This is a genomic window from Levilactobacillus suantsaii (genome assembly GCF_004115745.1).
Classification (GTDB): Bacteria; Bacillota; Bacilli; order Lactobacillales; family Lactobacillaceae; genus Levilactobacillus; species Levilactobacillus suantsaii.
In genome coordinates this window covers 191,263-203,730 of the sequence record NZ_QXIL01000002.1, presented here as the reverse complement: position 1 = coordinate 203,730, position 12,468 = coordinate 191,263, and the positions used below count along the sequence as shown (strand labels likewise).

Annotated in this window: 9 protein-coding genes; 6 read left to right on the top strand and 3 right to left on the bottom strand. The window is 47.6% G+C overall.

Annotated features, from left to right (window positions below; translation table 11 throughout):
* Positions 1 to 194: 194 nt before the first annotated feature.
* The 3 genes from arfA to DXH47_RS02040 all read right to left on the bottom strand — a co-directional run bounded on the left by arfA (position 195) and on the right by DXH47_RS02040 (position 4,096).
* Positions 195 to 1,685, bottom strand: coding sequence for an arabinosylfuranosidase ArfA (gene arfA / locus DXH47_RS02050; protein WP_129031411.1), 1,491 nt, complete (start codon positions 1,683 to 1,685; stop codon positions 195 to 197).
* A gap of 99 nt (positions 1,686 to 1,784) precedes the next feature.
* Positions 1,785 to 3,068: an oligosaccharide MFS transporter gene (locus DXH47_RS02045; RefSeq protein ID WP_129031410.1), complete on the bottom strand. Its 1,284-nt coding sequence runs from the start codon at positions 3,066 to 3,068 to the stop codon at positions 1,785 to 1,787.
* Between the two features lie 47 nt (positions 3,069 to 3,115).
* Positions 3,116 to 4,096: a glycoside hydrolase family 43 protein gene (locus DXH47_RS02040; RefSeq protein WP_129031409.1), complete on the bottom strand. Its 981-nt coding sequence runs from the start codon at positions 4,094 to 4,096 to the stop codon at positions 3,116 to 3,118.
* Between the two features lie 273 nt (positions 4,097 to 4,369).
* Between DXH47_RS02040 and DXH47_RS02035 the strand changes: the two genes are divergently transcribed.
* From DXH47_RS02035 to araA, 6 genes are all read left to right on the top strand, one after another.
* Complete coding sequence (locus tag DXH47_RS02035) at positions 4,370 to 5,260, top strand: ArsR/SmtB family transcription factor (protein ID WP_129031408.1); 891 nt, start codon at positions 4,370 to 4,372, stop codon at positions 5,258 to 5,260.
* Positions 5,261 to 5,393: 133 nt separating this feature from the next.
* Positions 5,394 to 6,917, top strand: coding sequence for an alpha-L-arabinofuranosidase C-terminal domain-containing protein (locus DXH47_RS02030; protein WP_129031407.1), 1,524 nt, complete (start codon positions 5,394 to 5,396; stop codon positions 6,915 to 6,917).
* A gap of 161 nt (positions 6,918 to 7,078) precedes the next feature.
* Positions 7,079 to 8,167 (top strand): GntR family transcriptional regulator, encoded by a 1,089-nt coding sequence (locus DXH47_RS02025; RefSeq protein WP_129031406.1) that lies wholly within the window; start codon positions 7,079 to 7,081, stop codon positions 8,165 to 8,167.
* A 423-nt stretch (positions 8,168 to 8,590) separates the two neighbouring features.
* A complete protein-coding gene (locus tag DXH47_RS02020; protein ID WP_129031405.1) occupies positions 8,591 to 10,195 on the top strand; it encodes a xylulokinase in 1,605 nt (534 codons plus the stop codon).
* A gap of 14 nt (positions 10,196 to 10,209) precedes the next feature.
* Positions 10,210 to 10,944 carry an L-ribulose-5-phosphate 4-epimerase gene (locus DXH47_RS02015; protein ID WP_129031404.1) on the top strand — a complete coding sequence of 245 codons (735 nt, stop codon included), beginning with the start codon at positions 10,210 to 10,212 and terminating at the stop codon, positions 10,942 to 10,944.
* A gap of 42 nt (positions 10,945 to 10,986) precedes the next feature.
* Positions 10,987 to 12,411 carry an L-arabinose isomerase gene (araA, locus tag DXH47_RS02010; RefSeq protein WP_129031403.1) on the top strand — a complete coding sequence of 475 codons (1,425 nt, stop codon included), beginning with the start codon at positions 10,987 to 10,989 and terminating at the stop codon, positions 12,409 to 12,411.
* Positions 12,412 to 12,468: the final 57 nt, after the last annotated feature.

The window sequence follows — 12,468 nt, the reverse complement described above, 5'->3', positions numbered from 1 at the left end:
TGGACTCATAGCCTAAGAACTCCTTTAGATGATTGTTATGGTGACTTCATTCTACAGGACTCAGGCTAGGAGTCTATTTTTATTTTCTTACTTGTTGCACTTCAATTGTAAATTCGTCGTCTAAAAAGACCCCCAACCATTAACGGTTGGGGGACTTTTTGACCTAAGGTTGTGGGAGCAAGTGGTTCATGAAACTAAGCGATAACGCTCACGCGGAACATGTTCCAGGAGAGCGGTTCGAGTTGGGTCTTTAAGACGCCGTCGGTCACGTTCACGTGGTCGTGCGGTTGGATCTTCATGGTTTGGTCCTCGTTGGTCTGCTTGATATCGTACCCGCAGAACTGGGTGGCTGCTTCGAGGTGGTCGACGTTGAAGCCATTTAGAGTCGTGGTGAAGTCCATGGCTTGTTCACCCTTATTTTCGGCAAAGATGACCACTTCGTTTTGGTCAGGGTTGTAGACGGCCATGCTGTCCAGGTAAGGAACATCCTTGAAGTCCTTGCTGTCGTAAGTATCAGCGGTTTGTTGTGGGGTCAAAGCGATTCCCCGACCGTACTTGGAGACTTGCATGAAGGGGAAGAAGATGGATTGTAACCAGATGCCTTGCTTGGTCGTCATGATTGGGGCGATGACGTTGACCAGTTGCGCTAAACAAGCAATCTTGACCCGGTCGGCGTGTTTTAATAGGGTGATCAGCATGGTACCAACCATGAGAGCATCTTCGAAATTGTAGTGATCTTCTAGCAAGTGCGGTGCTTGTTGCCACGGCGCGGTTTCATCGTCCTGCTTGTGGGAGTGGTACCAAACGTTCCATTCGTCCAGTGCCAGGTTCAACGTCTTATCGCTGTGCTTACGGGCCTTAACGGCGTCGCAAACGGCAACGATACCACTGATGAATTCGTCGAAGTCCACCGACTTAGCCAGGAAGTTATGCAAATCATTTTCTTCGTTATCATAGTAGCGGTGCAGCGACAGGAAGTCAACATCGTCGTAGGTGTGGTCTAAGACGGTTTCTTCCCAGCTGCCGAACGTGGCCATTTCTCGGGTTGAACTGCCGCTGACCACCAGATCGATATCGGGATCCACTAGGCGCATGACTTTGGCCGTTTCGTGGGCGAGACGACCGTATTCTGCAGCGGTCTTATGACCAATCTGCCAGTCACCATCCATTTCGTTTCCTAAGCACCAAGTCTTGATATTAAAGGGTTCTTTGGCCCCGTTCTTCTTCCGCAGATCACTCCAGTAGGTCCCCCCGGGGAAGTTGCAATACTCAATTAGGTTGCGGGCCGCATCGATGCCCCGACTTCCCAGGTTAACGGCCATGTCCGGCCGAGTTCCGGTTTGTTTGGTCCACTTCATGAACTCGTGCAGACCAAACTGGTTCGTTTCGATACTCCGCCAAGCTAAGTCTAAACGCGTCGGACGCTGGTCTTTGGGACCCACGCTGTCTTCCCAATTGAAGCCGGACACAAAGTTCCCGCCGGGGTAGCGAACCAAGTCAATATTGAGATCTTTAACGGCTTTGACGACGTCTTGTCGGATGCCATCTTTATCCGCTTGTGGACTATCCGGGTCGTATAGGCCCTCATAAACTGCGCGGCCCAGGTGTTCAATTAGAGAACTATAGAGTCGATCGTCAACCTTTGCAATTTGGTTGCTAGGGTCAATCGTTAATTTTCCTTGCATATGATAACCTCCATGTTGATTTAGTAAAAAGAAAGGGGGAAACCATTAGAATTGGTTTCCCCCTTTCAGGTGATTAGTCAACGCCCTAATGAAGCGTTGTTAATCACGGGTGCTAACAGATTCAGATGTTGCAGTTGCGGTCTCAGGAGCTTCGACTTCACCAGCTTGAACAGGGTCTTCTTTCTTGAGCATGAAGGCAGCGAACAAGGTGATGACGAAGACGACAATCCCCATGATAACGTAAGTATGTTGGTAGCCGATAATATCGTACATCTTCCCGGCAACCGAGGAGAAGATGAAGACGGAGACTTGCTTAGCAAAGTTGGACGCCAGTGCGTAAACCGTCGCGTACAGCCGAATGTCGAAGGCACCGGCAATGTACTTCATGATGGACGTTAAGAGCAATGGCATTTCCAGACCAGCTAGCAACCGGAAGCCGACAATCCACATCCAGTTAGGTGACAGTGCGGACCCAAGGATCCGGATACAAGTCAAGAAACCGTAAATAATTAACCCGTTCCGCGAACCAATCTTGTTGATGATCCATGGCATTGGGAACATCAAGCAGAATTCAATGGCCGTTTGGGCGGAACTCATGTAACTGTAAACCAGGGTCCCTTGAGCAGCAGTGTTAAAGAACGTCTTGAAGAAGATGATGAACTGTTGGTCAAAGACGTCGAATAACGCCGAAGCCCCCATGTAGAAGATAGCTAAAACCCAGAGGTTCTTAATTTTGAAGACGGATAAAACCGTTTTCATATCCAGGGAGTTAGAAGTGTCCCCAGCAGCCGAAGCATTATCCATATCAATTTTATCACTAAAAATCAATAAACCGGTTAAAATAACAGCGGCAATGGTACATGCCCAGAAAATGGAATTTGGTTCCCAGAGGAAGACACGACCAGCAACTAAGGAAGCGACAACCCCGGCAACGGAACCACCAACCCGAGAGTGGGCGTATTCGAAGCCGTTAGCCAAACTAGCCCGTTGAACGTATTGTTCAATAACGGAAACACCACCGTTAAGGATGAAACTTAAGAAAATCCCAGTGATGAAGGCGACCAAGAAGGCGTTAATGTGCAGAATTGGCATGAAAACCCATTGGAAGTAAGGTCCAATTAAAATTCCGGCAATAGAAATCGTTAAAATTAAGTCTTTTCTGAAGAGGAGTTTATCGGAAACCACCCCGAAGACGGGTTGGAAGATCAATGAGATCCCTGCCATCATGGAGAAGACGGCCCCGGACTCAGTCCCGTTCAGATGAGCAACTTGTTCTAACCAGAGGGTTAAATAACCGTTAACAACCGCCCAAATGAAGAAGTAACTAAAGTGGGTGATCGGAAACCCCCAAAAGTGTTTCGACTCAGCTTGTGTATTATTCAATTCATTTCTCTCCAATCATTATGAAATGATAATTAGGCATGCCCTGCCTATTGATAATTGTATGGGACGGGCTTACCGAAGTTTGGTGTCCCGTCATCGTTCCAGGTGAATGGTTGTACCATCGTGTGCCGGTTCGGATCATAAAGGGGATCACCCTTGATATCGGTGTAATTCCGGCAGTGGTAAACTAAGATATCCGTTTTGTTGTCTTCCGCTACGGTGAAGGAGTTATGGCCGGGACCGTATTGGTGAATTGGCATATTGCTTTGGAAAACGGGGGTCTTGGATTTGTGCCAATTGCTGGCATCCAAGAGGTCTGCGTTTTCGTCAACGGTTAACATGCCCATGGCGTAGTTTTCGTCGGTAGCGCTTGCAGAATAAGTCAGGAAGAACCGACCGTTCCGGTGTAAGACTGCGGGACCTTCGTTGACCCAAAAAATTTTGGTTTCCCAATCATATTCGGGCTTCGTCAGCATGACGGGCTTAGTCTTGAGCGTCCAAGGGTTTTCCATTTCCGCAATATAGATGTTGGAATTGCCTTTGATAGCGGGGTCCTTTTGCGCCCAAACATAGTAGAGCTTGTCGTGCACTTCAAAGACCGTGGCGTCGAGGGCGAACGTGTCCAGTGGCGTTTTAATCTGACCATGTTCAATCCAGTCAGCTTCATCGCGCATTGGATCTGGATTATCACATTCGATGCAGTACATCCGGTGTTGGAACATACCGTTATGGTCAAATTCCTTGGTGTGGGAAGCAGCGAAGTAGATAAACCACTTGCCGTCAATGTAATGTAGTTCAGGGGCCCAAATCAACTGGCTCATGGCACCGCTTCCATCTGGATGCTTACGCCAGATGGTTCGAGGAGCGGCGTTGGCCAACCCGTTTAAGGTTTTAGCCCGACGAATCTCAATCAAGTTGTAAGCGGGGACCGAAGCGGTAAAGTAGTAATACCCGTCAGAGTGCTTATAGATGTAAGGATCCGCCCGTTGGACGATCAAGGGGTTGGTGTAGTCTGATGCTTGTACCATATATTCATCTCTCCTTTATAAAAATGAAAAAGCTATTTGTAAGGACTTAATAATTTCCGTTTCCAATAAATCCTAATAAATAAGTACAATTGCAATATACGACCGTATGAAAACGTTGTCAACCTTTTTAGGATTCTTTTCGGAGAAATAATTAAAAAAAGGTTTATAATTAAGGCTAAGCTTAATTTTAAAACTGATATACAGCAATATTGTGATTAAAGTTAATGAATAGAGAAATGTAAGCCGTTTATTTAGTCCCTAGGAGGACGAAAAATGCAATTAGACCTTTCAAATGAATCGTTACCCGTTTACGAAGCTTTGGCGAGTCCGGTTCGATTACAAATTATGCGTCTCTTATCTGAACGGCCACGAAGTGTTCAAGATTTGGCAACCGCTTTACAACTTAGTAGTCCCATCGTGACTAAACACCTCGATAAGCTGGTGGCCGCTAAAATAATTGATAGTCACCGGGTCGGTCACAAGAAGGTTTCCACGTTGCGGGTCGATACGATTGACGTTAAGTTTCCGCAACAGGTTTATCCGGACTTCAAGGTGCATCGGACGGCAATTCCCGTGGGCCACTACACAGCTTATCACGTGGCGCCGTCGTGTGGGTTGGCAGGCCCGGACGATTATATTGGTCGAGTCGATAATCCCAAGTACTTCATGTTGGCCGACCGAGTTAAGGCGGGGATGATTTGGTTCAATGATGGATTCGTGGAGTATCAAACGCCGAATTTTTTACGTCGACGGGAAAATTTAGAGATGCTGGACCTATCAATGGAACTGGGTTCTGAGTTTCCTTTTTCCAACAATACCTGGCCGTCCGATATTACTTTCTTCATTAATGGATGTGAAATTGGAACCTGGCGGAGTCCCGGTGACTTTTCCGATATCCGGGGGAAGTACACACCCGATTGGGTGCCCGATAATGTGAACCAGTACGGCATCCTTAAGATTTTACGGGTCACCAACCACGGAACTTACCTGGATGGGCAACCTTTTGCAGCGGTCAATCTGGATGACTTACCACAAGATAGCGACGTATGGACGATTCGTTTCGAAATTAAACCTGATGCCAAGAAGTCCGGTGGTTGCACCATTTTTGGGAAAGGGTTTGGCAATTATGATCAGAATATCAATCTGGCCGCCTACTATAGTTAAAAAAGGTTCAATAAATTTAAGCTTAGATGTAGAATTTATTGAAAGCGCTACCAAATAAGGGTAAAATTCACTTTGATAAGGTCATTACTAGGCCAATTAGGTAGTCTGTTTGATTAAGGAGGATTTGAGCGTTATGGCAAGATTACAGCTGAACCAGCAAAAGCATTTTTCGGTGGGACCGCAGTTGTTCGGGTCGTTTGTGGAGCACATGGGAACCGTGGTGTATACGGGGATTTATGAACCGGATCACCCAACGGCGACGGCAGCCGGCTTTCGTGACGATGTGGTGCAACTGGTACGCAAGTTAGGGCTCAAGACGGTCCGCTATCCCGGTGGCAACTATACGTCGAGCTATCATTGGGAAGATACTATTGGGGATAAAAAGCAACGGCCGCGGCGGATGAATCTGGCGTGGCAGGCCGTGGAAACCAACCAATTTGGCTTGGACGAGTTTTTTCAGTGGTGTCAACAGGTTCACGTCGAAAATCCCGTGTTGACCGTTAATCTGGGGACCAGGGGAATTGACGATGCGCTTCACGAACTGGAATACGTAAACGGGGCGTTGGATACCGACTGGGCCAATTTGCGGCGACAAAACGGGCATACCGAACCGTACGGGGTCAAATATTGGTGCCTGGGTAACGAACTCGACGGGAAGTGGCAAGTTGCTAAGAAGACTCCAGAAGCGTATGGCAAACTGGCGAACGAAACGGCGAAGGCCATGAAGTTAATGGATCTGAACATCGAAACGATTTTGGTGGGAAGCTCAACTCCCCGCTTAGCCTCGTACCCGTCTTGGGATTTCAAAGTTTTAATGGCGGCTTATGATAATGTAGACTTCATTGCCATGCACGACTATGTCGACCGGGGGCAGTCTGAACATATGGATCAAGAAGACCAAGCTAGTGTCGATGATTTACCCACTTACTTGGCCCGTTCACGGGAGTTCGACAAGCAAATCGAAGAGATTGAAACGATTGCGGATGCGGTGAAGGCACTGAAACACAGTTCGAAAACCATGAAGATTTCCTTTGATGAATGGAATGTTCATCGGCGTTCGCTCAAGGCCCCACAACCCTGGACAGAACATAACCCAGTGGATTGGTGCTACTTTAACCTTGCCGATACGCTGTTGTTTGGATCGATGGCTTTGGCAATTTTACGCCACGGTGACCGCGTGAAGCTGTCGTGTCAGGCCTTATTAGTCAATACGATTCCCCTAATTTTAACGGACGAAGGCGGTGCTGCCTGGGCTAACCCGACTTATTATGTCTTACAGTCATTGTTGCAGAATTTGACTGATCAAACACACGTTGTTGAGTCGACGTTGGTGGACGGTGACGTTTATTCAACGACACGTTATCAAAACGTGCCCGTTGTGGATCAGGTAGTTGTGGATACTGGGTCGGCATATGTCATTTATGCGGTTAACCGGGGAAAAACAACCCAACAACTCACTGTTACGTTACCCCGTACCATTAAGTCTGGGCAGCAACAGCATCTAATTGGGGAATTAGATGCGCAAAACACGCGCGAACATCCAGATACGCTGACATTGATGCCACGGGATGATTTTCAGTGTGATCCCTCCAGTACAACCCAAACGGCAATGTTGAACGGGTATTCTTGGAACGTAATCACTTATAATTATCGGTAACTAATAAGCGGACCTCATGAATAAGAGTAAAGGAGAACAGATAGGTTTGGTGACTGACCTAGCTAAACAGCTTAGTTATGTGACCAATTTAAATTTGGGGTGAATTTGTTTGAAGTATCACCCCAAAACCGGTAGACTTAAAAGCAATAATGAGGTGCGCTATGGAAAACAAATATCAGAAAGTAAAAGATGGATTAAAAGAAGAGATTATTTCCGGTAAATATAAGATTCACGATAAGTTACCCACGGAGTCGGAATTGATGCAACAGTACGCGGTTAGCCGGTATACGGTACGTCGAGCCGTGGGGGATTTGGAAAGCGACCATTTTATCTACCGGATTCAAGGCGGGGGGATGTTCGTTCAGGATTGGCACAAAGATTGGTCAGCCCCGGCGGATACTAAGCTGATTGGGGTGATTACCACCCACATCGCCGACTATATTTTTCCGAATATTATTTCGGGCATCGACCAGGTTCTTTCTCAGGCGGGATATTCAATTTTGCTGAGTAACACGCATAACACCCACCAAAAGGAACGCAAGAGTCTCATCAGTATGCTGGACAGTAAGGTGGCTGGGTTGATTATTGAGCCCACGCAAAGTGCGTTGCCTAATCCCAACCAGGATCTGTATCAAGAAATCAAGGACGATGAGTTGCCCACGTTATTTATTAACGCGCACTACCCAACCTTTGATTTTCCGTACGTCGATACGGACGATTTAGCGGCTGAACAGGACCTTGTCAATTATCTGTTTGGTCTGGGACATGAAAGCATCCTGGGGATTTTTCAGGTCGATGATATCCAGGGAGTCAACCGGATGAACGGCTTTATCCGGGCCTATCAGCAACGACCGGAACTGTCTTACATGAGCAACATCATCATGTATCAGTCTGGGGAAGACACCCAGAAGTTATTTGAACGGATTATTGGTTACCTGAAGCAACACGACGCGCCGAGCGCCATCGTGTGTTACAACGATCAGTTGGCTATCGAGGTCATCGATTTTCTCAAGTCACAAAACGTGCAGGTTCCAACCGATGTCTCCGTGGTGGGCTTCGATAATTATCAAATGGGTGAGTACTTTACCCCCAGCTTGACGACCATCAATCACGAAAAAGAACGGATGGGCGCCGATGCAGCGGGCTTACTGATTAAGTTATTGAATCGGGAGACTGTCGAGTCAATTACCTACCATCCTGAAGTGGTCGAACGTGACTCAGCTATTCAACGGGTAAAACCTGCAAAATAAATGATTTCTACGGTTGTTCGTGACGACGAACAACCGTTTTTTATTGCTATTAAATTCTAGTAGATACCGTGCCACCATCTATTTAGTTAGTCTCAGTATGGATACGGCTATGTTAAGTCGGCTGGGTTTATTTATCCGGATAATAGTTGAGCGAGAAAATAGCGAACTTATCTTAAAGGGAACAAATTTCTTTAATTTAAGGCGGTTTATGAATCATTAAATTTGGTGGACAATCTAGTTTGCGACAATTATATGGGTGAAAGATAGCGGATACAGCAACCGATTTTACTGACGATTGTTTATGAATAATACGGATGAATATAAAAACTCCTTGATTTATTCGAATAAAAATAATACACTTGAGTCATTAAGAAATCACGAATTAACAATCACAAACCAAGGTAGAGTTATGGAGGGTGTTGCATGAGTGCGGAGAAGATTATTCGAGATGTTGAAAGCGGTAACATTTCGTTAGGAATTGAATTGGGGTCCACGCGAATTAAAGCTGTGTTAGTCACCCCAGATTTCAAGACCATTGCGAGTGGAAGCTATGGTTGGGAGAACCAACTGGAACAAGGAATTTGGACGTATTCTTTGGACAAGATTTGGGCGGGGATTCAAGCCAGTTATCAAGCCATGGCCGCCCAAGTTCAAGATAAATACGGTGTGCCCCTGACTAAGATTGGATCAATCGGTGTCAGTGCCATGATGCACGGATACATGGCGTTCAATCAAGATGATCAGTTATTAGTTCCATTCCGGACTTGGCGCAATAACATCACAGCTCAAGCGGCCGACGATTTGACCGAGTTGTTCGATTTCAACATTCCCCAACGGTGGAGCATTGCGCATTTGTATCAAGCCATTCTGAATCAGGAAGATCACGTGAAAGACGTGGCCTTCATCACCACTTTGGCGGGCTACGTTCACTGGCAATTATCTGGTCGAAAGGTTGTGGGTATCGGAGATGCTTCCGGAATCTTCCCAATTGATAGTGAGACCAAGACTTACAACCAAGACTTTCTAAAGCAGTTTGCAAGTTTAAAAGCTGTTCGCCAATACCTGTGGAACATCGACGATATTTTGCCACAAGTGCTGGTCGCCGGAGAACCCGCAGGTGAGCTGACTGCAACTGGGGCCAAGCTCTTGGACGTCAATGGTAACTTGACCGCTGGTAGTGTGATGGCCCCACCTGAAGGGGACGCCGGGACTGGGATGGTCGGCACTAACGCCGTTCGCGAACGAACCGGGAACATTTCCGCCGGGACGTCGGCCTTCTCCATGGTGGTCTTGGATCAACCTATGAAGGACGTTCACCGCGATATCGACATGGTCACAACGCCGACCGGGTTACCTGTTGCCATGGTCCACACCAACAATTGCTCGTCAGACATCAACGCCTGGGTGGACCTCTTCAATGAGTTTGCCCAAGCCGTTGGCGTGAAGCTATCACCGGATGACTTGTATGGTGCGTTGTTCAACCAGTCGACTAAGGGTGATGCGGATGCTGGGGGCCTGTTGAATTACAGTTACCTTTCAGGGGAAAACATCACTAAAGTCACTGCGGGTCGGCCGCTTTTCGTCCGAACACCCAACAGCCACTTTAACCTGGCTAACTTTATGAAAACTCAGCTTTATGCGGCGTTTGCGCCCTTGAAAATTGGCATGGACATCCTGGCCAAGGAAGAGCACATTCATGTGGATTCCTTGATTGCCCAGGGTGGGATCTTCCGCACCCCTAAAGTTGGTCAACAAATTTTAGCAGATTCACTCGACGCACCGATTACGGTGATGAGTACCGCTGGTGAAGGTGGTCCGTGGGGGATGGCGATCTTAGGCTTCTACGTGACGGCGAAAAAGGCTGGCGAAAGTCTCGAAGACTTTCTGGATCACCGGGTCTTCGTCAATCCCGAAAGCACTACGCTGAATCCCACCGAAGAAGGGGTCAAAGGCGCCGACGTATTTATTGAAAACTACAAACGTGGCTTATCGATTGAAACGCAGGCCGTGCAACAATTGAAAGACTAAAGGAGAATCAGAACATGTTAGAAGACTTAAAGCAAGAGGTCTACGAGGCCAACATGCAACTACCAAAGTTAGACCTCGTGACCTTCACCTGGGGGAACGTTTCCGGAATTGACCGGGAAAAGGGTTTGTTCGTCATCAAACCATCTGGTGTCGACTACGACCAACTCAAGCCTAGCGATATGGTGGTCGTAAACCTTAAGGGTGAAGTCGTTGAAGGGGACATGAACCCGTCCAGCGATACACCGACCCACACCGTGTTGTACAACGCTTTCCCGAATATTGGCGGAATCGTGCACACCCACTCACCATGGGCGGTCTCCTTTGCGGCGGCGAAGATGGACATTCCAGCCATGAACACCACGCACGCGGACACCTTCTTCACGGGGGTCCCAGCAGCGGATGCTTTAACTAAGGAAGAAATTGAAGAAGACTACGAAGGCAACACGGGGAAGACCATCGTGAAGACCTTCAAGGAACGGGGTCTCGATTACGAAGCCACGCCAGCAGCGTTGGTCAGCCAACACGGTCCCTTTGCTTGGGGGCCAACGCCAGATAAAGCGGTTTACAACGCCAAGGTCTTGGAAGTCGTTGCAGGTGAAGATTACCATACTATGCAGTTGACCCGGGCCAACTCGGAGTTGCCACAATATTTGTTGGATAAGCATTATTACCGTAAGCACGGAAAGAATGCTTATTATGGGCAAAACAATGCCAAGTCGCAAGAACATGCGGCGCGTGAAACTGAGTAACACTGACCCTTACTAACAATTATTTAAAAGGAGTGCTTAACTATGTTATCTGTACCTGATTATGAATTTTGGTTTGTCACCGGTAGCCAACATCTCTATGGTGAAGAACAATTGAAGTCCGTGGCTAAGGATGCCCAAGATATCGCTGACAAATTAAATGCCAGCGGCAAGTTACCTTATAAAGTGGTCTTTAAAGACGTCATGACCACGGCTGATGGTATTACGAAATTCATGAAGGAAGCTAACTACAACGACAAGGTGGCCGGGGTCATCACCTGGATGCACACCTTTTCTCCAGCCAAGAACTGGATCCGCGGGACGGAATTATTGCAAAAGCCGTTATTACACTTAGCCACCCAATACTTAAACAATATCCCTTATGCCGACATCGACTTTGATTACATGAACTTGAATCAAAGTGCTCATGGTGATCGGGAATATGCTTATATCAATGCACGGTTGAAGAAGCACAACAAGATTATTTACGGTTACTGGGGCGACGCCGACGTTCAAGCTGAAATCGCACGTTGGGAAGACGTTGCGGTAGCTTACAACGAAAGCTTTAAGTTGAAGGTGGCTCGTTTTGGCGATACCATGCGTGACGTAGCCGTCACGGAAGGCGACAAGGTCCAAGCACAGATTCAAATGGGCTGGACGGTCGACTACTACCCAATTCACGACTTAGTGGAAGTTATCGATGCCGTTGACGATGCGGACGTAGAAAAGGAATACAAAGATTTGGAGTCCCGTTACGAAATGGTTCAAGGCGACAACGGTGCTGACAAGTACGAACATTCCGTCCGGGTTCAGCTTCGTCAGTACTTAGGCATCAAGAAGTTCTTGGAACAGGGCGGTTACACGGCCTTCACCACCAACTTCCAAGACCTGAATGGCATGGAACAACTCCCTGGCTTAGCTGCCCAACTGTTAATTCGTGATGGTTATGGCTTCGGGGCTGAAGGTGACTGGAAGACCGCTGCCTTAGGTCGGGTCATGAAGATCATGTCCCACAACAAGCAAACGGCCTTCATGGAAGACTACACGTTAGACCTGCGGAAGGGTCACGAAGCCATTCTGGGTTCCCACATGCTCGAAGTCGACCCGAGCATTGCGTCTGACAAGCCACGGGTTGAAGTTCACCCGTTGGATATTGGGAACAAAGCGGACCCAGCTCGGTTGGTCTTCACGGGTTCCGAAGGCGATGCCATTGACGTCACGGTAGCGGACTTCCGTGATGGTTTCAAGATGATTAGCTACGCCGTTGATGCGCACAAGCCAGAAGCCGAAACCCCTAAGTTGCCGGTTGCTAAGCAACTTTGGACGCCAAAGGTTGGCTTACGGCAAGGTGCCTTGGCTTGGATGCAGGCTGGTGGTGGCCACCACACCATGTTGTCTTTCAGCTTAACCGAAGAACAGATGGAAGACTTTGCGACGATGGTTAACATGAACAAGGCATTCATCAAGTAAATTAAACTTAAAAATGGTGGGGCGTTCGACTGTGAGCGAGCGTCTCACCATTTTTAT

Excerpts from the sequence above, each read along its gene's own strand:
- DXH47_RS02030 (WP_129031407.1), top strand. The coding sequence starts at position 5,394 with ATGGCAAGATTACAGCTGAACCAGCAAAAGCATTTTTCGGTGGGACCG.
- DXH47_RS02025 (WP_129031406.1), top strand. The coding sequence starts at position 7,079 with ATGGAAAACAAATATCAGAAAGTAAAAGATGGATTAAAAGAAGAGATT.
- arfA (WP_129031411.1), bottom strand. The coding sequence starts at position 1,685 with ATGCAAGGAAAATTAACGATTGACCCTAGCAACCAAATTGCAAAGGTT.
- araA (WP_129031403.1), top strand. The coding sequence starts at position 10,987 with ATGTTATCTGTACCTGATTATGAATTTTGGTTTGTCACCGGTAGCCAA.
- DXH47_RS02040 (WP_129031409.1), bottom strand. The coding sequence starts at position 4,096 with ATGGTACAAGCATCAGACTACACCAACCCCTTGATCGTCCAACGGGCG.
- DXH47_RS02020 (WP_129031405.1), top strand. The coding sequence starts at position 8,591 with ATGAGTGCGGAGAAGATTATTCGAGATGTTGAAAGCGGTAACATTTCG.
- DXH47_RS02035 (WP_129031408.1), top strand. The coding sequence starts at position 4,370 with ATGCAATTAGACCTTTCAAATGAATCGTTACCCGTTTACGAAGCTTTG.
- DXH47_RS02015 (WP_129031404.1), top strand. The coding sequence starts at position 10,210 with ATGTTAGAAGACTTAAAGCAAGAGGTCTACGAGGCCAACATGCAACTA.